The following is a 21,262-nucleotide window of genomic DNA, read 5'->3' on the forward strand; positions in this document are numbered from 1 at the left end:
TCGACCGGCTCCCGTGTCCGATTCCGTCCCGACCCCTGCTGCGCTCGACCGCACCCCGGCCCGCCGGGATCGCGGGGTCTGGACGACGCTCGCCGGCATCCTCGCGCTCGCCGCCGTCTACGCGCCGCTGGCGTTCATGGGCCTGCGCTGGGGGATGACGCGCGGCGTTGCATCGCCGTTGTGGCCCGCCGCCGGTGTCGCGCTGGCGGTATTCGTCCTGTGCGGGCGGCGGCTCTGGCCGGGCGTCGTGCTCGGCTATCTCGGCGGTGCGCTGCTCAATGGGTCGCCGAATCCGCCGTGGGTGCTGCTGCTGGTCGCGCTCGGCAACGCGCTCGCGACGTACAGCGGCCACGTCGCACTGGAGCGCACGCGCTTCAACCCCGCATTCGAATCGTTCCGCGACTTCCTGCTGTTCGCTCTGGTATCCGCATCGATCGCCGCGATCGCGTCGACGATCGGTTCGCTCTCGATCGCCCTGCCGCTGCATCTGGACGCCGACCGCGTCTGGCTGATGTGGAGTCACTGGTATCTGGGCGACGTCACCGGCGTGTTGATCGTCGGCACCATGGTGCTGGCCTGGGCGCGCAGCGGCTGGCCACGCACCGCGCAGTGGTGGGGCGAGTTCGTGGCCTGCCTGGCCATCTCCGCAGCGATCGCCGCGTACGTCTTCCTGCGCCACGACGAGCGCATGTACACGTTCATCGCGTACTGCCCGTTGATCTGGGCCGCATTGTCGTTGCGTCTGCGCGGCGCGAGCGCGGCGTGCTTCCTGATCACGATGATCGCCGTCGCCGGCACCACGCTCGGCTACGGGCCGTTCGCGATCGCCGACATCCACGCGCGCTACGTCGACCTGCAGGTGTTCATCACGGTCATGGCGGCATCGACGCTGGTGCTGGCGGTGGTGGCCGACGAGCGACGCGCGCAGCACGCATTGCGCATGAGCGAGACGCGACTCCGGCTCGCGCTCGAAGCGTCGGACACCGGTCTGTGGAAGATCGACCTCGGCACCGGCGCGATGGCGTTCTCGCCGGAATGCTCGCGCGTCACCGGCATCCCGGAAACGGCAATCGAACACACGCGTGCGGGCGCGGCGACGCTGCTGCATCCGGAAGACCTGCTGCGCGTGCGCACCACGCTGGTCGAGGCGATCGAACGCCACACGCTGTTCGAAAGCCAGTTCCGCGTACGCCGACCCGATGGCAGCGAACTGTGGGTGGAAGCCCGCGGGCGTGCGCTGTACGAGGACGGGATCCCGACCTCGGTGCTCGGAACGATCAGCGACATCACCGCGCAACGTCGCAACGAACGCCGCCTCGCCGAACAGGCGCGCCTGCTCGACCTCACCAGCGATGCGATCCTCATCCGCGACCTCGACGGCCGCATCACCTACTGGAACGACAGTTGCGCGCGGCTGTACGGCTATACGCAGGCCGAAGCGATCGGCCGCATCGCGCGTGACCTGCTCGATTCGCGCTTTCCGATGCCGCTCGTCGAAATCAGCGCCGCGCTGCTGGAGCGCGAACGCTGGGAAGGCGAAGTGGTGCATCACCGCAAGGACGGCGAGCCGCGCGTGATCCACGCACGCTGGGTGCTGACGCGCGACGCGACCGGCCAGCCACAGTCTGTCATGCAGACGCACACCGACATCACCGATCGCAAGCGCGCCGACATCGCCGCGGCGTTCCTCGCCGAGCTCGATCGCCACATCGGTCGCGCATCCAGCGCCGATGACGTCGCCGACACCGGTCTTCGCCTGCTCGGCAAGCACCTCGGCCTGCTGCGTTGCACGCTGTCGGACATCGACGTCGAACAGTGGCGCATCCGCACGCTGCACGAATGGACGAACGGCGCGCCGCGCGTATCGGGCAGCTTCGACGCACGCGAGTTCTTCACCAGCGAACTCGGCGCGACGCTCGCATCGGGCGAGGCGGTCGCGGTCCGCGACCTGCGCAGCGACCCGCTCACCGCACCGTTCGCGCTCAACTACCTGCCATACGGCACGGCCGCGCTCGCCGCAGCGTCGTATGTCATCGAAGGCCGGCTAGCGGGCACACTCACCGTCGCCGCCGGCGAACCGCGCGACTGGCGCGCCGACGAGATGCAGCTGCTGCGCGAAGTCGTCGCCCGACTGTGGCCTGCGATCGAACGTGCGAAGTCGCTGGTCGCGCTGCGTGAGTCGGAAGCGCGTTTCCGCCAGCTCGCGGACACCGCGCCGATCATGATCTGGGTCGCCGAGGCTGACGGACGTTGCAGCTACGTCAGCCGGCGCTGGACCGAGTTCACCGGGCGCTCGTACGAGGACGAGCTGGGCTACAGCTGGAAGGCCGTCGTGCATCCCGACGACCTGTACGGCTACTCGACCGCGTTCGAGGAGGCCGCGCGCGAGCAGCGTGCGTTTTCCGACGAGTACCGCGCGCTGCGCGGCGACGGCGTGTACCGCTGGCTGCACGTGTCGGCGCGTCCGCGTCTCGGGCCCGGTGACGAATTCCTCGGCTACATCGGCGCGGTGATGGACGTCACCGAACGTCGCGAAGCCGAAGAAGCGCTGCGCGAAGCCGATCGTCGCAAGGATGAATTCCTCGCCACGCTCGCGCACGAGTTGCGCAATCCGCTGTCGCCGATCCGGACGGGCCTGCAGGTCCTCAACCTCACCGAGGACGCCGAGACCGCGCGGCGCACGCGGAAAATGATGGAGCGCCAGCTCGGCCACATGGTGCGGCTGATCGACGACCTGCTCGACGTATCGCGCATCACGAGCGGCAAGGTCGTGCTGCAGCGCGATCGCATTTCGCTGCAGGACGCCGCGCTTGCCGCGATCGAATCGGCGCGGCCGCAGATCGAAGGCGCGCGGCATCGCCTGCACCTCGAGCTGCCGAACGCGCCGCTCTGGATCGACGCCGATCCAACACGCATCGCGCAGGTCATGGGCAACCTGCTCACGAACGCGGCGAAGTACACGCCGGACGGCGGCGACATCACCCTGCGCGTCTACGACTGCGACGAATGCGCCTGCGTCTCGGTGTCCGACACCGGCCTCGGGATTCCGCCGGATGCATTGGGCGCGGTGTTCGGCATGTTCGCGCAGGTCAACCGCACGCTGGACCGTGCGCAGGGCGGGCTCGGTATCGGGCTGGCGCTGGCGCGCCGACTGGTCGACATGCACGGCGGCACCGTCACCGCGCACAGCGAGGGCCTCGGGCGTGGCAGCACGTTCGTCGTGCGCCTGCCGCTGGCGCCGGATTTCGCCGCAATCGAAGCGGCGCCCGCGATGTCGACCGGCGCCCAGGCACGGCGTCGCGTCCTGGTCGTCGACGACAACCAGGACGCCGCGGAAACGCTCGGCATGATGCTGGAGCTCGACGGGCACGCCACGTGCGTCGCGTATTCGGCGCTGGATGGCCTTCGACTGGTCGACGAATTCCAGCCGGAGATCGCCTTCCTCGACATCGGCATGCCGGTGATGAACGGCTACGAGCTCGCGCGCCGCCTGCGCGCACGCGAGGGCGGTGAGTCGATGATGCTGGTGGCGGTGAGCGGGTGGGGCGGCGAGGCCGACAAACAACAGGCCGCCGCGGCAGGGTTCGACCTGCACCTGACCAAGCCGGTGAGCGCGGAAGCGGTGCAGGCCGCGGTGGACCGCATTCATCGCTACGCGTCCGCCGTGTCCTGACGGATTCCATAACGCTGCATTGATGTCGATTTCATGGCGCGCTGCGTAGAAGGGCATGGTCTCCGTGGAGTTGCGTGCCATGTCCGCCACGATGTCGTCCGACTGGACCCTCGATCTCGCCCACGCGACCGCGACGCACGTCTCCGGCGTCACGGTCGTCGCCCTCCGCGGTGGCGGACGCGGACGCTATCGCGCGGTGCCGCTGACGGACACCCTGCCCGCGCCGGGGCCGGGACTGTCGGACGATGACTGCGAGTTCGTGGCGCGCATCGTGGGCGAACGTGTCCGCGAAGGCGCCCGGCTCCTGCTGGAGCGCATGCGCCGCCGCCGCGTCGAGGGCGTGACCCTGCACTAGGGATCGCGACACAGCGCACCCCGCGCGCGGCGAAGATCGGTATACACTCGAGACTGTGCGCGCCATCACGGTCCGCGCCGGCATGCGGGAAGCGCCCGCCCGTCGGTCGTGCGATCGCGCGACCCAGGAGTCGAAGTGACGCCCCACCTGCTCCAGACCGCGACCGAGGCGATCGAGGGGAGCGACCAGGACCCGGCGGGTCGGGTCGATCGGGAGATCATCTGTCAGGTCGACCTCGATCGCGCGACCGCACTCATCGAACGCCGCAGCGCCTCCGGCCTGCTCGACGAGCTGGGCGCGATCGTGCAGGCCCTCGAGGTCGCCGATTCGCGCACCGCGCCACGCCGCGGCACGATCGTCGGACGCCTGCTCGGGCGTGACCTCTCCGCACAGGCGCGCGCGCGCCAGGCGCACGAGCATGTCCGCATCCGCCTGCAGCTCGCCGAGCGCCGCGCGCTCGACGTGCTTGCCCACGTCCGTGAACTCGACGAAGCCAGCGCGCATATCGCGCGCCAGCGCGCCCGTCTGGCGGAGATCGCCGAGCGCGGGCGCGAGGCCTACGACGCGTTCGCGGTCGACGCCAGCACGCGCCCGGACGCGATGGGGCGTCGGCTCGATCACCTCACCATGCTGGTCAGTTCGTGGGACGTCGCGATCGCGCACATGCGGCTGGTACGCCAGTACGACGAACTGCTGCTTGCCCGCTACGCGCATGTCCGTGACGTGGTCGTGCCGCAGTGGCTGCGTCGCGCCGATGCCGCGCTTGCGGTCGAGGACAACGCCGACGAGTACGACGGCCCGCAGCTCGGCGAACCGCTGCGCGAAGCGCTGGCCGTGCTGCTTCAGGTGACCGCGCCCGAGCCCGCGGTATTCCCGCGCGCCGAGGACGTGCGCGTCTGAATCAACGTGTCGGGCGGTCGAGCGTGTCCCGCGACTCGCGCGGTCCGCGCGGGTGGCGATTGCCTTCGAGCGGCTGATCGGCGACCACCGGCGGAGCCACCGTGCCGGGCGTAGCCTGCTTCCAAACCTGCGTTTCCAGCGCACCGAGCCCGACCAGGTCCGGCACGAGCGCGAGCAGCGGCGACCCGTCGCTTCGCGGCGCCGGCATCACGCGGCTGCCGAGCACGGCCGCGGTCGCGGCAGCGAGCAGGCCGTACATCATCAGCGTTCGCGTATTGCGGACCATGCCGACCTCCCGCTCCGGAGACCCGAGGCTCGCACGCAGCCACTGCACGTCGCGTCGACGCGACCGCCGAATCCGCGCCCTGTTCATCCCGGGTGCGGCTCAGTGACGCCGCGGTGACCTTGGTGGTCCCGACTGGAGCTTCAAGCGGCTGTAACCCCGGCGGCTCTTCGGCTACGTTGGAGTCGGGGACTTTCAACGGATCAGCCGCTCATGCGATCGCTCATCGCCGTACTCGCCTGCGCTTTCGCCGCCTTGCCGTGCACCGCACTGGCGCAACGCGACATCACCGCGCCACTCATCTCGACCGCGGACGCCGATGCGCCCGTCCGGCTGGAGCGGGCGTCGATCGCCGTGGAGCACGCGGGTGGCACGGTGCGCACCACGCTCGACATGACCTTCCGCAACCCGTCGGCGCGAACGCTGGAAGGCAATCTCGATTTCCCGTTGCAACCCGGCCAGCAGGTCGTCGCGTTCGCCCTCGACATCGACGGCCACATGCGCGCGGCGGTGCCGATCGAGAAGCAGCGCGGTCGGCAGGTGCTCGAGGCGATCGAACGTCGCGGTGCGGATCCGGGGCTGCTCGAGCAGTCGCAGGGCGAACATTTCCGCCTGCGCATCTATCCGTTCGCGCCGCATGGAACGCGCAGCGTTCGCGTCGTGTTGTCGGAAGCGCTGCCGGCGAACGGCACGTCGGTGCGGCTGCCGACCGCATTCGCCGCCGGTCTGGACGCGGTCCCGCTGCTGGTCCGCGCCACCGACGCGCCGCGCATCGAAGGTGCCGTACGCACGCTGGTGTTCGAACGCCGTGGGCGCGGTCGCTATGAAACGACCCTGCGCGCGGGTGACATCGCGCGCGGTCGCGCCGTGCGCGTTGTGTTCCCTGCCGTCGCAGCGCCGTTGGCGCAGGTGCAGACATGGCGCGGCGAGCGCTACTTCGCCGCGGATGTGCCGGTGGCATTGCAACCCGAATCGCGCGCGTTTCCGTCGAAGATGGTGCTGTTGTGGGACAGCTCGGCGTCCGGCGCGCATCGTGCGCACGACCTCGAGTTCGCGCTGCTCGACGAGTATTTCCACGGAACCCGATCGATCGACGTCGACCTCGTGCGCTTCCGCGACACCGTCGAGCCGGCCACGCACTTCACCATCCGCACCGGCGACTGGAGCGCGCTCCGCAAGGCGCTGGAAACGACGATCTACGACGGTGCGACCGCTCTGCGCGGCTGGACGCCGCCTGCTGATGCGGGGGACGTGCTGCTCTTCAGCGACGGCCTGTTCAACTACGGTGACGCGACATTCCCGGCATTTGGTGCACGCCAGCGCCTCTACACCGTGCAGGCGGGCGTTGCCGGCGATGCGGCGCGACTCAAGGCGTTGGCCGAGGCGCGTGGCGGCGTCGCGATTCGGCTCGACAACGTTGCGGACGTGCGGACCGCGCACGATGAGCTGCTGCAGGACCTGCCGCGCATCGTCGGCATCGACGCTGTCGGTGCGGGTGATGTGATCGCCGAGTCCGCGATCGTTCGCAACGGTATGCTGCGCATCGCCGGTCGCCTTACCGACGCGAATCCGCGAATCACGCTCGACGTCGCCCGTGGGTATGAGCACGCGCGCATAGACGTCCCGCTGAGCGACGCGGTCGAAGGCGAAGCCGCTGCGCCTTTGTGGGCGAACTACGACGTCGCGAAGCTGATGGAAGCACCCGAGCGCAACCGGGCCGCGATCGCTCGCGTCGGCAGCGACTTCGGAATCGTCACGCCGGGCAGTTCGCTGATCGTCCTCGAAAATGTCGACGACTACGTGCGCTACGCGATCACGCCGCCGGACGAACTCCGCGACGATTACGCGCGCCTCATGCGCGCGAACGCGACGCGACGCGACGAAGCGCGCAGCAAGCAGCTCGACACCGTGCGACGCCAGTGGAACGAGCGCATCGAATGGTGGTCGACGCCGTTCCCGAAGGGCGCGCCGCCGAAGCCGAAGCGCGAGGAGATGCGCGGCGCCGTTGGCTTCGCGCCGCCGCCGGCTCCCGCACCGTCCGCACCGCCGCCGCCTGCCGCGATGGAAATGGCACAGGCGGCCGACGCCGCGTCTGCGGCGCAAGCGGCGCAGGCGGAGCAGCGGGAGCGTTCGCAGCAGTCCGCGCGTCGCGCGGAGTCGCTGGATCGCGTGCAGGTCACCGGAAGCCGCATGAGCGACGCCGAACGTGCCGAGGCCGGCACCGAAATCGGCGTGCAATTGCAGCCGTGGACGCCCGATTCCCCGTTCGCGCGTCGCCTGCGCGGGCTGGATGCGGACGCCGCGTACGCCGCGTATCTCGACGAACGCGCGCGCGCCGAGCCGGGCACGGCGTTCTACCTCGACGTCGCGGACGTGCTGCTGGACCGCAAGCGCGACGACCTCGCATTGCGCGTGCTGTCGAACGTCGCCGAGATGGATCTCGATAACCGACACGTGCTGCGCGTGCTCGGCTACCGGCTGATGCAGGCGGGCCGCGCCGACCTCGCGGTGCCCGTGCTCGAACAGGTGCTTGCCATGAGCGACGACGAGCCGCAGAGCTACCGCGACCTCGCGCATGCCTACGCGGCGATCGGCGACCGGCAGAAGGCGATCGACCTGCTGTACGAAGTTGTCGCCGGAACCTGGGACGGCCGCTTCCCCGGCATCGAGGTGACCGCGCTTGCCGAACTCAACGCGCTGATCGCGACGTCGCCGAAGTCCTTGGATACGCATCGCATTCCGGCCGACCTGGTTCGCAACATGCCGCTCGACCTGCGCGCGGTGCTCAGCTGGGACGCCGACGACAGCGACATGGACCTGTGGGTCACGGATCCGAACGGCGAGAAGGCCTACTACGCGCACCGGCTGACGTACCAGGGCGGCCACATGTCGCTGGACTTCACCGGCGGCTATGGTCCCGAAGAATTCGCGCTGCGGACCGCCAAGCCCGGCCGCTACAAGATCGAAGCCAACTATTTCGGCGACCGCCAGCAGGTCGTGACCGGTGCGACCACGCTGCAACTCTGGCTGAGCACGCACTTCGGCACGTCGAAGCAGAAGGACCAGCGCGTCACGCTGCGCCTGCGCGACCAGAAGGAAACGATCTTCGTCGGCGAGTTCGAGGTGAAGTAGCGGACGGCGGCAGACCGGCCCGACGCGTTACGAGCGCGTCGGGCCGATAGCGCTGTTGTCGGAGTGCGCAGATTTTCGCGGGCGTCGCCATCGACAAACCGTCGCCGGGTGCATCGCATCGATGCCGTTCGGCGGCGCGCGCTCAGCGAATCGCGAGCAGCACGGCACCGACAAGGTTCGCCAACGCGAACGCGATCCCCAGCGAAGTCAGCAGGGCGGTGCGATTGCGGCGTAGGCGATGGGTGGACATCGGGTTTCTCCAGGGACGCCCCGGCACCGGCACGCTGCTCCTGCGTCCGTCGCCGTGTTCCCGGTCGGCTCGATCGCAGGCGCCGGGGCGAGGCTCATGCTCGGCCTCGCGTGGCGTCGTCGCTATCCGGCTATGCCGCGCCTGCGGGTAGGAAAAGTCCGAAGCCCGCACATGCGCGGAGCACGGTCTCGCTGCAGGCGTTGCCCGCGATCGTCACCCATCCCAGACCACGACGCTCGAACGCACACTGATGAGCGCAAGCGCGATGCCGCGTGTCGCCAACGGATCGTCATACCGTCGCGCCCGCTGCCGGCATCAGCGAATCGACCGGCCCGGCTAGTGGTACAGCGGATTGTCCAGCAGCAAGGCGCGCGGGACGCGGTTGCGCTTCACCCACAGCAGTGCGTCGACCGGGTCCTCGAACACGTGCGCCTGCAGCCCAAGTCGCGACGCCATGATCTGGCCGATGCGATCGCGATCCAGCAACTCTTCGCGGGCGGCGATGGCGATCGTGAACGAGGCGGGTGCGGCATCGGCCCATTCGCGCACGATCTCGAAACGTTCGGCCAGCGTGGGGATGGGTGTCACCTCCGCATCGCTGAAGTCGAACAGCACGCGCCGCACATCGAGCGACTTCGCCTCCCCGATCGCGTCGAGCGCGATGTGGCGTGCTTCGACCAACGTGAGCGGCCCGGCCGCGTGCACGACCAGGCAGTCGTCTTCGATGTGGTGGACGGTATCCATGCGGAGCCTCAGGAGTGCGTTGATTGCGCTGACGGTTGTTCGAGCCACCGTTTCGCTTCGGCACGGCCGGTGAATACGCGCGCGTCGAGGCCGAGGTGCGACGCGACGTAAAGTCCCGCGCGATCCGGTCGAAGCAGTGCTTCCGGCGCGGCCAGGCCGATGGAAAATCCGTCTGGCGCCGCTTCCGCCCATTCCTGCACGATGTCGATGCGCTGTACGAGCACTGGCGGTTGGTCGATACGCGCATCGAGCACATCGATCAGCAGCCGACGCAGGCCGCGATCGCGGCACGTCAACACGGCATCGAACGCGGCGGCGCGCACTTGCGCCAGCGATGCGTCGCCTTCGACGCGAAGAACGAGGGCATCGTCCTCGACACGGACATCGACGTTCATAGCGGCCTCCCGCGTCGAGGGTAGAGCTGCAGCCACGACGGCACCGACCGCCGGTCGCACATGCACCTTCGTGCAGCACAGCGCCACGCGTGTCCGTACAGCGCTTTAGCTGCAACGCATGCTGGTTAGACGGTGCATTGCGCTCGTTACACCGTGCCGATGTAAGCGCTGCTCGCCGCCCATTTCACCTGCGCGATCACTTCCTTCACGCGTCCACGGTCGATGAGCTCCGCGGGTGATGCATCGTCGCGCTTGGTGCATAGCCATCGCGCCACGGCGGCTTCGTCATGCCTCCAGAAGTCGAGAAGCAGCAAGGCGAGTTCCGGCGAGCGCGCCTTCACGAGTTCCCAGACGCGTTGCTCGGCTTCGCGGCACTGCGACTGCGCATGCCGCAGCAGCTCGAGTTCGAGGAACAGGTCGTCGGTGGTCCGCGGGCGGCCGGCCATGGGGCAATGCTCGCACGCTCGGCTAGTGGCACTGCTGAATCCAACGGCAATGACCGCGTGGGCCGATCGAGTGCCCGTGGGCACGATGCCGTGCGTGGCAGCGTGCTCCCGACGAACGGTCGCCGCGTCCGTGTCGACGCGTGTCGTATTGCAAGTCGGCGCCGCATTCGCCAGTGCAGCGTCATGCAACCCGAGCCCGCCATGCCCCCGACGCTCGACGACATCGACGCGCGGTATCGCTACCGGCTTCGTGCATGGATCGGTTGGATGTTCGTCGTCGAGCTGCTGCTCGTCGGGCGACTGCACGGGTGGGCCGGCCACGAGGCCATCGTTCTGATCGACGCGGGCTGGGTCGCATGCCTGCTCGCGGTGCTGGTCGCGGTCCACCGCTTTCACGCAAGCGCGGGGCCCGGCGACGCGCTGGTGCTGGTCAATGCGGTGTTCGCGTCGATCAACATGCACGTGGCCGGGATCAATGGCCTCGGCTGGGTGTTCCCGATCATCATCACCGCGTTCGCGATCAGTCGCCCGCGACTGGCGCTCGTCGTCTCGATCGCGATGCTGGTCAATGCGTTCGCGTTCACCGGGCCGTTCGGTGCTCCCGACGCCAAACTCGCGTTCGGTCTCTGCGGCGCGCTCATCACCGTGCTGTCGTACGTCGTGGCCAGGCATGTCGAAACGCTGAGGCACCTGCTCGGACGCCTGGCGACGCGCGATCCCTTGACCGACTCCGGCAACCGGCGCGCGATGGACGATGCACTGCGTAGCGCCATTCGCGCGCGGCATGCGCCGAGTGTTCTCGCCGTGCTGGATCTTGATCACTGCAAGAAGATCAACGATGCGTACGGCCACGCCGCGGGCGATCGCGTGCTTCGCGAGACCGCCGCGGCCATCCGTTCGCATCTCGGCGACAGCGGCCGTGTGTATCGGCTCGGCGGCGAGGAGTTCGTCGTGCTGTTGCCTGCGACGTCGCGTGGTGATGCCGGGACGCGGCTGCGCGCTCTCGGGGCCGCCATCCGCCGCGACGTTCGCCTGCGCGAAGTGCAGATCACCTGCTCGATAGGCTATGCAGCGAAGCGGCCGATCGACGATGCGGCCACGTGGCTCGCCCGCGCCGACAGCGCGATGCACCGCGCGAAGACGTCCGGCCGCGATCGGGTGGTGGATGTCGACGATCCGCTCGAAACGAACGTCGAGGGCGCCGCAGCGGGGTAGCGCGCACGAGCGAGAGAGCCCGCATCCGAAACGCGACCGCCAGGCAACAAAAAACCCCGCGTTCGCGGGGTTTTGCCGATCGACCGCTGGTGGCTATGGGTGGACTCGAACCACCGACCCCAGCATTATGAGTGCTGTGCTCTAACCGGCTGAGCTACATAGCCATGCGGTGAACCGCGAATTCTTCCGGTTCGGCCGCTGGCTGTCAATGACCGGTGTCGCGCTACGGCGTTCGCTTGTTGTCCACTGGCCCGCGTGGCAGAGTCGATCGCAATGGCTTAGTGCCTAAGCAATCGAGGTCCGCATCGTGATCGATCCGGACGGCTACCGCCCCAACGTGGGCATCGTGATCATGAACGCCGATGGGCGCGTGTTCTGGGCGCGTCGGGTGCATCGCGACGGCTGGCAGTTCCCGCAGGGCGGCATGAACACCGACGAGACGCCGCTCGAGGCGATGTATCGCGAGCTGCGTGAAGAGACCGGCCTGCTGCCGGAGCACGTCGACGTGCTCGCCGCCACGCCCGGCTGGCTGCGTTACCGGCTGCCGCAGCGCGCGATCCGGCGTCGCGATCGCCTGGTCTGCATCGGCCAGAAGCAGGTGTGGTTCCTGCTGCACCTCAAGTGCGAGGAATCGAACGTCTGCCTCGACCTCACCGACAAGCCCGAGTTCGACCACTGGCGCTGGGTCGACTTCTGGTATCCGCTCGATCACGTGGTGACGTTCAAGCGCGGCGTGTACTCGCGGGCGCTTCGGCACCTGGCGCCGTCGGCCCGGCAGATTGCCGGGGCATCCGCGATTCCGACACCGATGCCGGATCCGTACGACCCCCGCAACGCCCGCCCGCTGAGACGCCAGCGGCCGAGGTCGGGCGGCTACGGGCCGCTCCAGGCCGGGGCGCCCGAGCCCGCTTCCAATTGACAATCATTCTCATTCGTGTTGGACTTGTGGCGTCCCAACAGCGCTTCCGGCCCTCATGTACGTGTGCCTCTGCAACGGCGTCACCGACCGCGACATCCGCCAGGCGGCGGAAGCCGGGTGCCGCAGCATGCCGGAGCTGACCATGCGCACCGGCGCCGGCGCGACCTGCGGCAGCTGTGTCGAGATGGCGACCGCGATCCTCGACGAAACCACGGCACGTGCGCACGCCCTGCCGCTTCCCGTGCTCCAGGTCGCTGCCTGAGCCAACGCGGGCGATTCGCATTACGCCGCGGCCCGTCGCGCGGGTTTAGAGTTCGCGCTCCGCGTCGTGGAGCCTGCCCATGAAGGGCGATGCCAAAGTCATCGAATTCCTCAATCGCGCGCTCTACAACGAGCTGACCGCGATCAACCAGTACTTCCTGCACGCCAAGATGCTGAAGAACTGGGGGCTGAAGGAACTCGCCGATCACGAGTACCACGAGTCGATCGACGAGATGAAGCATGCGGACAAGCTGTCCGAGCGCATCCTCTTCCTCGACGGCCTGCCGAATTTCCAGGCGCTGGGCAAGCTGAAAATCGGCGAGAACCCACGCGAACTGCTGGGCTGCGACCTCGCACTCGAGTACGAAGCGCTACCCGTGCTGCGCGAGGCGATCGCGTACTGCGAGCAGGTCAGCGATTACGTCAGCCGTCAGTTGTTCGCGGACATCCTCGAGTCCGAGGAAGAACACATCGACTGGATCGAAACGCAGCTCGCGCTGATGGATCGACTCGGCGACGCGCTGTATCTGCAGTCGAAAATCGAGAGCTGATCAGGCGACGGGCCGCGGCGCTGCCGCTCCCCGCCGCATGACGCTGCGCACGCGGCGCCACAACCACGCGATCGCCAGGCCGACCAGCAGGCTGATCGCGAGCACCGCCACCAGCGCGGCCACCGGATGCGCGATGAGCAGCGCGAGCAGTCCGACGGTCGCGGCGTCCTCGCCGACCGAGGCGCCCCAGTTGGTGACCGGCTCCGGCGACAGGTTGAGCAACGCGCGTGTGCCGGACTTGAGGCCGTGGCTGGCCAGCGCGACGCCCGCGCCCGTGGCGAGTGCGCCCGCGCCGAGATGCCCGTCGGGCGACAGCGCGGCCGCCGCCAGGAACGCACCGACCGGTATGCGCAGCAGCGTGTGGACGAGGTCCCATGCCGAATCGACGCCCGGGATTTTGTCGGCGAAGAACTCGACGAGCGCGAGCGCGCCCGACACCCCGAGCACCCACGGCGACTGCGCGGCCTGCAGCGCGGGCGGCAGGTCGAGCCAGCCGAGCGCGCCGGCGACGCCGATACCGAACACGGTGAGATAGACGCGGATTCCCGCGAGCCAGGCGAGCACGAGACCAAGCGCGAACAGCGGGGCAGCAGGCATGACGGGCTCTCCGGGTCGCCACCGTCCATGGGACGTCGGGCGACGTGCAGGCGGCGTGGGCATACTGCAGCCACTGCCGCTTCGCCGAGGCCGCCATGTCGCCACGTCCGACGTCGTCCGCCGTCGCCCGCACCGGGGTCGGGCTGGTCGCCGCGCTGTTCGTCTTCCTGCTCGCGCTGCTGTTCGGCGCCTGGGGCGTGTGGCAGGTCGCGCGCGGCGGACGGCCACCGTCCGACGCCGGCGGGTCCAACGCCCTCGCGCAACGCGTCGCCACGCTCACCCGGTCGGACCAGGTAAGCCGCGAGGCCAATGCGCGCTTGCAGTCCACCTTGGCCGACCGCGAGGAGCAGATCGCGCAGCTCAAGGCCGATGTCGACTTCTACGAGCGGCTGGTCGGCGCCACCGGACAGCGCCACGGGCTGAGCGTCCACGACCTGCGCCTGCACCGGCAGCCGGGCGGGGCATGGCATTTCAGCGCCGTGCTGACGCAGAACCTCGACCGCGCCGCCGTCAGCAGCGGCACGCTGACACTTGCGATCGAAGGCAGCCAGCAGGGCCGGTTGCGCACGCTCGACTGGGCGTCGCTGCGCCAGCAGCCGCAGGCGCCCGGCGCGCCGTACTCGTTCCGCTACTTCCAGCAGGTCGACGGCGATGTCTTCCTGCCCGCGGGATTCACGCCGTCGCGGGTGACCGTGCACCTGCAGCCGCGCGGAGGCGCCGCCGTGGAACGGGCACTGACCTGGGACGAATCGACCGCCGCGGACACCGGCGTCGCCCGTTGAACGCAGCGTCGCTCCGCGTTGGCCGGGCGTTGCGACCGGCGCTGGTATCCTGAGCGCATGGAAATGATCGACCTGCCGACGGCGCCGGGCTATCAGTCGCTCGAGCGGCCGCTGGCGTTCACCTCCGCTGCGGCCGCGAAAGTGCGGCAGCTCATCGATGAGGAAGGCAACGAGTCGCTGAACCTGCGTGTGTACATCCAGGGCGGCGGTTGTTCGGGCTTCCAGTACGGTTTCGAATTCGACGAAGAACGCGGCGAGGACGACCTCGCGGTGGAAACCGACGGCGTCACCCTCGTCGTCGACCCGCTGAGCCTGCAGTACCTGATGGGCGCGGAAGTCGACTACACGGAAAGCCTGCACGGCGCGCAGTTCGTGATCCGCAATCCGAACGCGAAGACCACCTGCGGCTGCGGATCCTCGTTCTCGGCATGACGCCCCTGTCCGGCGCGCCGTACTCGCTCGTCGGAGAGAACCCTTGTGTCGCGCCGCTGGATCGCGCCGAGCATCTGCGCGGCGATGCGAGCGCGCTGGCAGCGCTCTGGCGCGATGGCCACGTGCTGCGCCTGGATGGCGAGGGACGCGCCGCCATCGATGCATCGGGCAGTGCGGCGGTAACGCGTGGCGATGCATTGCGTACGTCGCACGACGGCGCGTACTTCCTCGGGCTGGACGCGCGCGGCGAAGGATGGTTTGCGCAGACGCACGCCGATCTCGGCGATGCGCGCGTCGACCTGCGCACCGCGGCGGCGACATGGCCACTCACCGAAGCCAGCGCGTTCGCGACTGCGCATGCCCTGCACCACTGGCATCTGCGCCATCGCTATTGCGGAAGCTGTGGCGGGGACGTGGACTTCGTGCGCGCCGGTTGGCTCGGCCGCTGCCTGCGGTGCACACGCGAGCATTACCCGCGCACCGATCCCGCGGTCATCGTGGCGGTCGGCGAGGGCACGCGGCTGTTACTCGGTCGACAGGCGAGCTGGCCGGCGAAGCGCCATTCGTTGATCGCCGGTTTCGTCGAGCCGGGCGAAACGTTGGAGCAGGCCGTCGTACGCGAAGTGATGGAAGAGACCGGCGTGCACGTGCTCGCCTGTCGTTATCTTGGCTCGCAGCCGTGGCCGTTCCCGACGTCGCTGATGATCGGCTTCATCGCGGTGGCGCGCGCCGGCGAAGTACGCGTCAGCGATGAGCTCGAGCATGCGCGCTGGTTCGAGCGCGATGAGATCGTCGAAGCGCTTGCCGCCGAAGCGCGCGGCGACACCGAGAGCGCGCTGCTGATGCCGCCCGCGCGCTTGTCGATCGCGCACTGGCTGCTGCGCGAATGGCTGGAAGCGACGGCCTGATCAGCCCGGTGCGAGCGCCGTGAACGGCGCACACGGCAGATTGCGCAACACACCGAAGACGAGCGCGGCCGCGATCCACAGCCGGCCATCGAACGCGATGCGACGTGTCGCACCCTGCAGAACACGCCGATGCGTGGCCTGCTCGAACGCGAACAGCGCCAGCACGGGCAAGCCGATCAGAGCGAGCACGTTCATCGACGCCGCGGTCGCGATGTCGCCATGCACCACTGCATGCAGCATGCGCGTCATGCCGCAGCCCGGGCAGTAGAGGCCGGTGACTGCGTGGAAGAGGCAGCCCGGGAACGGGCTCGTCGCGGCGTTCGGATCGAAGCGGTAGAGCAGCCCGACGCCCGCGACCGCCGCCGCGCCGAGCGCGGTTACGGTCATGGTGCGTCGGGCGTCGATCGCGTTCATCGATGCTGCATGGACTGCAGTTGCTGCATCGTTTCCATGTAATGGGCGGCGCCACCGGTGATCACCCAGATCAGGTTGCAGATGATGCCGACTGCAACCAGGCCGGTGCCGATCCAGCACCACAGCTTGGCGGCGTCCGAATTACGCTTGGCTTCCGCAAAGTCGCCACGGTCGAGCGCGCTGTTGACCTTGCTGGCGAACACGATGCCGACGATGCCCGGAATCGAGCCGACGATGCAGCACAGGCAGAGGCCGAGGATCGTCACGACGATCGACCACGCCATGTAATTCGGCGTCGGAACGCCACCCGCCTGCGGCGGCATCGGCGACGGGGGCGGCATTACGGGCGGTGGTGTACTCATTGCGGGTCGTCCTTATCGGTGCGGGTCGGAACTGCGATATCGAGGTCGATGCTAGCAGGCGGGCCGATCAGGCCGCGCTGCCGCGAAGCATGCGGACACGCGCTTCGAGCGAATCGGCCGTCGCCACGGCGCCGTCGACCGGTGCATCGGCGACGACATCCACATGCGCGCGGAAACGGCGCGGCAGGCGTGCGCGGCCTAGGCGATCATCCCGACGGCTCCACATGCTCGACCACATGCCACGCAGCGCCATCGGCACCACCGGCACCGGCCGGCGTTCGAGGATCTTCTCGACGCCCGACTTGAACGCGGCGATCTCGCCATCCTTGGTCAACCCACCTTCGGGAAAGATGCCGACCAGCTCGCCCTCGGCAAGCGCGGCATCGATCTCGTCGAAGGCCTTCTGCATCAACGCGGGATCCTCGCGCGCGCCAGCGATTGGAATCGCCTTCGCGGTGCGAAAGATCCAGCGCAGCAGTGGCGCGTTGAAGATGCGGTAGTACATGACGAAGCGCACCGGCCTCGGAATGCTGCCGGCCAGGATCAGCGCGTCCATGAAACTCACGTGGTTGCAGACGATCAGCGCCGCGCCTTCATCGGGAATGCGCTCGATGCCGGTTGCGCGCAAGCGGTACAGCGAGCGCACCAGCACCCAGCTGAGGAAGCGCATCGCGAATTCCGGAACGATCGTGAGGATCCAGATCATCACCAGCGCATTCGCAATGGCGAGCGCGAGGAACAGCTGCGGGATCGTCCAGGCCAGCCAGCGCTGCAGCGCGATCGCGCTCAACGCGGCAATCACAATGAACACCGAGTTCTGGATGTTCATCGCCGCGATCACGCGCGACAGCTCGGCCTTCGGCGTGCGGCTCTGGATCAGTGCGAACAGCGGCACCACGAAGATGCCGGCCGACAGACCGACGCCGGCCAGTGCGATCGCAATGCGCACGCCGCCCGGCGCGGCGAGGAACTCGCGCAAGCCCAAGCCGGCAACGGGCGGCGCACCGGTGCGCGCGAAATAAAGATCGAGCAGGAAGGCCGTGATGCCGAACGCACCCACCGGCACGAGTCCGATTTCGACCGTGCGCGCCGACAGTTTTTCGCACAGCACCGAACCCACGCCGGTGCCGACCGAGAACAAAGCGAGCGCGAACAGGTACAGCGCGCCGTTGCCGAGGTTCACGTCCGCATACGCCGGCAATTGCGACGTGAGCATCGTACCGACGAACCAGAACCACGACACGCCGAGGATGGAGTTGCGCACCGCGAGCTGCTTGCGCGCCATGCGGATGATGCGCAGCGATTCGGGGAACGGATTGAAGCTGATGCGCAGGTCCGGCGCGTTGGCGTCGGAACGCGGAATCGAACGGCTCGTCACGTAGCCGAGCGCCGCGAGCAGCAACACCGCACCGGCCGCGATCATCGGTGCTTGCGCATGGCCCATCGCGAAGATGCCGCCACCTGCGAGCATGCCGAGCAGGATCGCCACCGACGTGCCCATCTCCACAAGGCCATTGCCGCCGGTGAGCTCCTGCGGTTCGAGCACCGCGGGCAGGATCGAATACTTCACCGGCCCGAACAGCGTGGCGTGCACGCCGGTGAGGAACAGCGCGGCCATCAGCACCGGCAGGCTCTTGAGCGCGAAGCCGGTCGCCGCTACCGCCATCACCGCGATGCCGAACAGGTTGACCGCCCGGATCAGTCGCGACTTCTCGTACTTCTCCGCGATCTGCCCCGCGAGTGCGGAGAACAGGAAGAACGGGACGATGAAGATCGCCGGCGCGAGGTTGGCGTACAGCGTGGTCTGCGCCGTGCCGACTGCGAGGAACGCGAGCAGCCCGATGATCGCCTGGCGGTACACGTTGTCGTTGAACGCGCCGATCGCCTGCGTCGCGAAGAACGGTGCGAACCGTCGCTGGCCGAGAAGCTCGAACTGCGAATGCTGTTTGACGTCAGGCGCCATGCGACGTGGTCTCCCCGGGACGCCGGGAGCCTAGCAGAGCGGCTGCGGCATGCGGCCGCGCGCGTTGCCATCACGCCCCAGCGCCTAGCGTGCGCATCCGCGGCGTCTTGCCGACACAGGAGTTCACGATGGCGACTAAGAAGACCGCCGGCCGCAAGCCGACCCGCACCGCCTCCGGCAAGGCCGCCGCCACCGGCGGCAAGGCCGCGTCGCGCAAGACCGACAGCGGGAGCGCGAAGGGCACGCCCAGCGGCACCGGCGACGCGCTCGCGGAAAAAATGGCGCAGACGCAGAAGGCCGCTGCGGCAATGCCGACGAACGCCACCAAGCCCGCGGAATTCGCCAAGCGCGGCGCGATGCCGGACGCGCCGGAGGGCGCGCACGTCGACATCGATCCCGCGGTGGGCGGCAGCACGCTCAGCGAACTGAACGTCAACGACAAGGTCGGCGCACCGGCGGGACTGGGTGAGAACCCGACGGTCGATCCGCTCGATCGCGTGCGCGTCGATTCGTCCGGCCAGGTGCTCACCACCAATCAGGGCGTGCCGGTTTCGGACAACCAGAGTTCGCTGAAGGCCGGCGTGCGCGGGCCGTCGCTGCTGAAGGATTTCATCCTCCGCGAGAAGATCACCCACTTCGACCACGAGCGCATTCCCGAGCGCATCGTGCACGCGCGTGGCTCCGGCGCGCACGGTTTCTTCGAGTGCTACGAGCCGCTTACCGATCTCACCATGGCCGCGCCGTTCCAGGGCAAGGGCAAGCGCACGCCGGTGTTCGTGCGCTTCTCCACCGTCGCCGGCGAACGCGGCAGCAAGGACACCGCGCGCGACGTTCGCGGTTTCGCGGTGAAGTTCTATACCGAGCAGGGCAACTGGGATCTCGTCGGCAACAATATCCCGGTATTCTTCATCCAGGACGCGATGAAGTTCCCCGACCTCGTGCACGCGGTGAAGCCCGAGCCGCACCACGCGATGCCACAGGCCGCGAGCGCACACGACACGTTCTGGGATTTCGTGTCGCTGATGCCCGAATCCACGCACATGCTGATGTGGGCGATGAGCGACCGCGCGATTCCGCGCAGCTATCGCACCATGCAGGGCTTCGGCGTGCACACCTTCCGCATGGTCAATGCGAAGGGACGCGCGGTGTTCGTGAAGTTCCACTGGACGCCTGTACTCGGCACGCATTCGCTGGTATGGGACGAGGCCGTCAAGATTTCGGGCGCCGATCCCGACTTCCACCGTCGGGATCTGTGGGAAGCGATCGAAGCCGGGCAATACCCGGAATACGAGCTCGGCCTGCAGGTGTTCACCGAAGCGCAGGCGGAGGAATTCAGCTTCGACGTGCTCGACGCCACCAAGCTCATTCCCGAGGAACTCGTTCCCGTGCAACCGGTCGGTCGCCTCGTGCTCGATCGCAATCCGGACAACTTCTTCGCCGAGACCGAACAGGTCGCGTTCTGCACGGCGCACGTCGTGCCCGGTATCGACTTCAGCAACGATCCGCTGCTGGCCGGCCGCATCCATTCGTATGTCGATACGCAGATCACGCGACTCGGCGGGCCGAACTTCCACGAGATCCCGATCAATTCGCCGATCGCGCCGGTGCACAACAACCAGCGCGACGGCATGCATCGCCAGGCCATCCATCGCGGGCGCGTGTCGTACGAACCCAACAGCCTTGGCGGCGGTTGCCCGTTCCAGGCGGGTGCGGCGGGCTTCGTCGCATTCCCCGAACCGATCGAAGCCAACGAAGTGCGCGGCAAGCCGGAGAAGTTCGCGGAACACTTCAACCAGGCGCGGCTGTTCTTCGACAGCCAGACGCCGGTCGAACAGGCGCACATCATCGCGGCGTTCCGTTTCGAGCTGTCCAAGGTCGGCGTGCCCGCGATCCGCGAGCGCGTGGTGTCGATGCTGGCGAATGTTTCGGACGCGCTAGCAGAAGGCGTCGCGGAAGGTCTCGGCATGGACGTGCCGGCGCCGATGCCACGCGTGCTCGCCAAGCCGCCGAAGCCGGAAGTCGCGTCGTCCGATGCGTTGTCGCTGCTCGCGCGCCCGGGCGACGGCAGCATCCGCACGCGACAGATCGCGCTGGTGGTGGCGGACGGCGTGGACGGCGCGACGATCAGTGCGCTGCAGGCCGGCCTGCTCGACGAAGGCGCGGTGCCGCGTCTGGTCGCGCCCCGCATCGGACCGGTGCGCACGTCCGACGGCGTAGCGCTGGATGCCGACGCCTCGCTCGAGAACGAACCCGCGTTCCTGTTCGATGCGATCGTGCTGCCGGACGGCGCGACGGCGGTCGACACGCTGCTCGCCAACGGCCACGCGCTCGCCGGCCTGAAGGACCAGTACCGCCACTGCAAGACCATCCTCGCGCTCGGCGATTCGCGCCGGCTGATCGACGCCGCCGGCCTGCCGACCGACCTGCCCGACGGCACGCCCGACCCGGGCCTGTTGCTGATGGACAGCGGCGACGTCGACGATGCGCTCGAGGCGTTCGTGCAGGCCGTGGCCATGCATCGCCACTGGGATCGCGAGACCGACCCGCCGCGGGTGTAAGCGCCACGTTCGCGTTGAACTGCCGACGCGAACCCGGCGAACGACGCGCTCACCGTGACCCGCGGGCGCGCGTCGCATCCCGCGTGCCGATGGACGGCATCCGCCGCTGTCGTCGCCATCGG

The 21,262-nt window shown here is 68.5% G+C and carries 20 protein-coding genes and 1 tRNA gene; 12 read left to right on the forward strand and 9 right to left on the reverse strand.

Annotated features, from left to right (window positions below):
* Positions 1-13: 13 nt before the first annotated feature.
* The 3 genes from ACKTTN_RS13400 (at position 14) to ACKTTN_RS13410 (ending at position 4,928) form a co-directional block, all read left to right on the forward strand.
* Positions 14-3,673 (forward strand): PAS domain S-box protein, encoded by a 3,660-nt coding sequence (locus ACKTTN_RS13400; RefSeq protein WP_407910398.1) that lies wholly within the window; start codon positions 14-16, stop codon positions 3,671-3,673.
* A gap of 79 nt (positions 3,674-3,752) precedes the next feature.
* The gene (locus ACKTTN_RS13405; protein WP_407910399.1) at positions 3,753-4,028 is read left to right on the forward strand and encodes a hypothetical protein; all 276 of its coding nucleotides are present in this window, start codon (positions 3,753-3,755) and stop codon (positions 4,026-4,028) included.
* 135 nt (positions 4,029-4,163) lie between these two features.
* Complete coding sequence (locus ACKTTN_RS13410; RefSeq protein ID WP_407910400.1) at positions 4,164-4,928, forward strand: hypothetical protein; 765 nt, start codon at positions 4,164-4,166, stop codon at positions 4,926-4,928.
* 1 nt (position 4,929) lies between these two features.
* On the opposite strand, the gene ACKTTN_RS13415 is transcribed toward ACKTTN_RS13410, so the two are convergent.
* The gene (locus ACKTTN_RS13415; RefSeq protein WP_407910401.1) at positions 4,930-5,214 is read right to left on the reverse strand and encodes a hypothetical protein; all 285 of its coding nucleotides are present in this window, start codon (positions 5,212-5,214) and stop codon (positions 4,930-4,932) included.
* Positions 5,215-5,424: 210 nt separating this feature from the next.
* On the opposite strand from ACKTTN_RS13415, the gene ACKTTN_RS13420 reads away from it, so the two are divergent.
* A complete protein-coding gene (locus ACKTTN_RS13420) occupies positions 5,425-8,343 on the forward strand; it encodes a VIT domain-containing protein (RefSeq protein ID WP_407910402.1) in 2,919 nt (972 codons plus the stop codon).
* 586 nt (positions 8,344-8,929) lie between these two features.
* Here ACKTTN_RS13420 and ACKTTN_RS13425 read toward each other — a convergent pair.
* The 3 genes from ACKTTN_RS13425 to ACKTTN_RS13435 form a co-directional block, all read right to left on the reverse strand.
* The gene (locus ACKTTN_RS13425; RefSeq protein ID WP_407910403.1) at positions 8,930-9,337 is read right to left on the reverse strand and encodes a hypothetical protein; all 408 of its coding nucleotides are present in this window, start codon (positions 9,335-9,337) and stop codon (positions 8,930-8,932) included.
* Positions 9,338-9,345: 8 nt separating this feature from the next.
* The gene (locus ACKTTN_RS13430; protein WP_407910404.1) at positions 9,346-9,732 is read right to left on the reverse strand and encodes a hypothetical protein; all 387 of its coding nucleotides are present in this window, start codon (positions 9,730-9,732) and stop codon (positions 9,346-9,348) included.
* A gap of 146 nt (positions 9,733-9,878) precedes the next feature.
* Entirely contained in the window at positions 9,879-10,178 is a 300-nt protein-coding gene (locus tag ACKTTN_RS13435; RefSeq protein ID WP_407910405.1) for a hypothetical protein, read from the reverse strand.
* Between the two features lie 201 nt (positions 10,179-10,379).
* On the opposite strand from ACKTTN_RS13435, the gene ACKTTN_RS13440 reads away from it, so the two are divergent.
* A complete protein-coding gene (locus ACKTTN_RS13440; protein ID WP_407910406.1) occupies positions 10,380-11,393 on the forward strand; it encodes a GGDEF domain-containing protein in 1,014 nt (337 codons plus the stop codon).
* 87 nt (positions 11,394-11,480) lie between these two features.
* Here the strand turns inward: ACKTTN_RS13440 and ACKTTN_RS13445 are convergent.
* A tRNA-Met gene (locus ACKTTN_RS13445) sits at positions 11,481-11,557 on the reverse strand.
* Positions 11,558-11,700: 143 nt separating this feature from the next.
* Here ACKTTN_RS13445 and ACKTTN_RS13450 point away from each other — a divergent pair.
* The 3 genes from ACKTTN_RS13450 (at position 11,701) to bfr (ending at position 13,124) form a co-directional block, all read left to right on the forward strand.
* Complete coding sequence (locus tag ACKTTN_RS13450; protein ID WP_407910407.1) at positions 11,701-12,312, forward strand: RNA pyrophosphohydrolase; 612 nt, start codon at positions 11,701-11,703, stop codon at positions 12,310-12,312.
* A gap of 55 nt (positions 12,313-12,367) precedes the next feature.
* Entirely contained in the window at positions 12,368-12,574 is a 207-nt protein-coding gene (locus ACKTTN_RS13455) for a bacterioferritin-associated ferredoxin (protein WP_407910408.1), read from the forward strand.
* A 79-nt stretch (positions 12,575-12,653) separates the two neighbouring features.
* Positions 12,654-13,124, forward strand: coding sequence for a bacterioferritin (gene bfr, locus ACKTTN_RS13460; RefSeq protein WP_407910409.1), 471 nt, complete (start codon positions 12,654-12,656; stop codon positions 13,122-13,124).
* Here bfr and ACKTTN_RS13465 read toward each other — a convergent pair whose 3' ends face one another.
* Positions 13,125-13,721 (reverse strand): DUF4126 domain-containing protein, encoded by a 597-nt coding sequence (locus tag ACKTTN_RS13465; protein ID WP_407910410.1) that lies wholly within the window; start codon positions 13,719-13,721, stop codon positions 13,125-13,127.
* Between the two features lie 95 nt (positions 13,722-13,816).
* Between ACKTTN_RS13465 and ACKTTN_RS13470 the strand changes: the two genes are divergently transcribed.
* The 3 genes from ACKTTN_RS13470 (at position 13,817) to nudC (ending at position 15,843) form a co-directional block, all read left to right on the forward strand.
* Complete coding sequence (locus ACKTTN_RS13470; protein ID WP_407910411.1) at positions 13,817-14,503, forward strand: DUF6776 family protein; 687 nt, start codon at positions 13,817-13,819, stop codon at positions 14,501-14,503.
* Between the two features lie 63 nt (positions 14,504-14,566).
* Positions 14,567-14,935 carry an iron-sulfur cluster insertion protein ErpA gene (gene erpA / locus ACKTTN_RS13475; protein WP_407910509.1) on the forward strand — a complete coding sequence of 123 codons (369 nt, stop codon included), beginning with the start codon at positions 14,567-14,569 and terminating at the stop codon, positions 14,933-14,935.
* Complete coding sequence (gene nudC / locus ACKTTN_RS13480) at positions 14,932-15,843, forward strand: NAD(+) diphosphatase (RefSeq protein ID WP_407910412.1); 912 nt, start codon at positions 14,932-14,934, stop codon at positions 15,841-15,843. Before erpA ends, nudC begins: the two co-directional genes overlap by 4 nt.
* Here the strand turns inward: nudC and ACKTTN_RS13485 are convergent, their stop codons facing one another.
* From ACKTTN_RS13485 to ACKTTN_RS13495, 3 genes are all read right to left on the reverse strand, one after another.
* On the reverse strand, positions 15,844-16,230 hold the full coding sequence (locus ACKTTN_RS13485) for a DUF2752 domain-containing protein (RefSeq protein WP_407910413.1): 387 nt from the start codon (positions 16,228-16,230) through the stop codon (positions 15,844-15,846).
* A 23-nt stretch (positions 16,231-16,253) separates the two neighbouring features.
* Positions 16,254-16,619 carry a CD225/dispanin family protein gene (locus ACKTTN_RS13490; RefSeq protein WP_407910414.1) on the reverse strand — a complete coding sequence of 122 codons (366 nt, stop codon included), beginning with the start codon at positions 16,617-16,619 and terminating at the stop codon, positions 16,254-16,256.
* 67 nt (positions 16,620-16,686) lie between these two features.
* Positions 16,687-18,582: an MFS transporter gene (locus ACKTTN_RS13495; protein ID WP_407910415.1), complete on the reverse strand. Its 1,896-nt coding sequence runs from the start codon at positions 18,580-18,582 to the stop codon at positions 16,687-16,689.
* A gap of 128 nt (positions 18,583-18,710) precedes the next feature.
* Between ACKTTN_RS13495 and ACKTTN_RS13500 the strand changes: the two genes are divergently transcribed.
* Positions 18,711-21,140: a catalase gene (locus ACKTTN_RS13500; protein ID WP_407910416.1), complete on the forward strand. Its 2,430-nt coding sequence runs from the start codon at positions 18,711-18,713 to the stop codon at positions 21,138-21,140.
* Positions 21,141-21,262: the final 122 nt, after the last annotated feature.

Origin of the sequence: Lysobacter claricitrinus (assembly GCF_045866565.1) — a bacterium.
Lineage (GTDB): Bacteria > Pseudomonadota > Gammaproteobacteria > Xanthomonadales > Xanthomonadaceae > Cognatilysobacter > Cognatilysobacter claricitrinus.

Coding starts and splice junctions, on each gene's coding strand:
- ACKTTN_RS13405 (WP_407910399.1), top strand. CDS start 3,753: ATGTCCGCCACGATGTCGTCCGACTGGACCCTCGATCTCGCCCACGCG.
- ACKTTN_RS13415 (WP_407910401.1), bottom strand. CDS start 5,214: ATGGTCCGCAATACGCGAACGCTGATGATGTACGGCCTGCTCGCTGCC.
- ACKTTN_RS13420 (WP_407910402.1), top strand. CDS start 5,425: ATGCGATCGCTCATCGCCGTACTCGCCTGCGCTTTCGCCGCCTTGCCG.
- ACKTTN_RS13425 (WP_407910403.1), bottom strand. CDS start 9,337: ATGGATACCGTCCACCACATCGAAGACGACTGCCTGGTCGTGCACGCG.
- ACKTTN_RS13430 (WP_407910404.1), bottom strand. CDS start 9,732: ATGAACGTCGATGTCCGTGTCGAGGACGATGCCCTCGTTCTTCGCGTC.
- ACKTTN_RS13435 (WP_407910405.1), bottom strand. CDS start 10,178: ATGGCCGGCCGCCCGCGGACCACCGACGACCTGTTCCTCGAACTCGAG.
- ACKTTN_RS13440 (WP_407910406.1), top strand. CDS start 10,380: ATGCCCCCGACGCTCGACGACATCGACGCGCGGTATCGCTACCGGCTT.
- ACKTTN_RS13455 (WP_407910408.1), top strand. CDS start 12,368: ATGTACGTGTGCCTCTGCAACGGCGTCACCGACCGCGACATCCGCCAG.
- bfr (WP_407910409.1), top strand. CDS start 12,654: ATGAAGGGCGATGCCAAAGTCATCGAATTCCTCAATCGCGCGCTCTAC.
- ACKTTN_RS13465 (WP_407910410.1), bottom strand. CDS start 13,721: ATGCCTGCTGCCCCGCTGTTCGCGCTTGGTCTCGTGCTCGCCTGGCTC.
- ACKTTN_RS13470 (WP_407910411.1), top strand. CDS start 13,817: ATGTCGCCACGTCCGACGTCGTCCGCCGTCGCCCGCACCGGGGTCGGG.
- erpA (WP_407910509.1), top strand. CDS start 14,567: ATGATCGACCTGCCGACGGCGCCGGGCTATCAGTCGCTCGAGCGGCCG.
- nudC (WP_407910412.1), top strand. CDS start 14,932: ATGACGCCCCTGTCCGGCGCGCCGTACTCGCTCGTCGGAGAGAACCCT.
- ACKTTN_RS13485 (WP_407910413.1), bottom strand. CDS start 16,230: ATGACCGTAACCGCGCTCGGCGCGGCGGCGGTCGCGGGCGTCGGGCTG.
- ACKTTN_RS13490 (WP_407910414.1), bottom strand. CDS start 16,619: ATGAGTACACCACCGCCCGTAATGCCGCCCCCGTCGCCGATGCCGCCG.
- ACKTTN_RS13495 (WP_407910415.1), bottom strand. CDS start 18,582: ATGGCGCCTGACGTCAAACAGCATTCGCAGTTCGAGCTTCTCGGCCAG.
- ACKTTN_RS13500 (WP_407910416.1), top strand. CDS start 18,711: ATGGCGACTAAGAAGACCGCCGGCCGCAAGCCGACCCGCACCGCCTCC.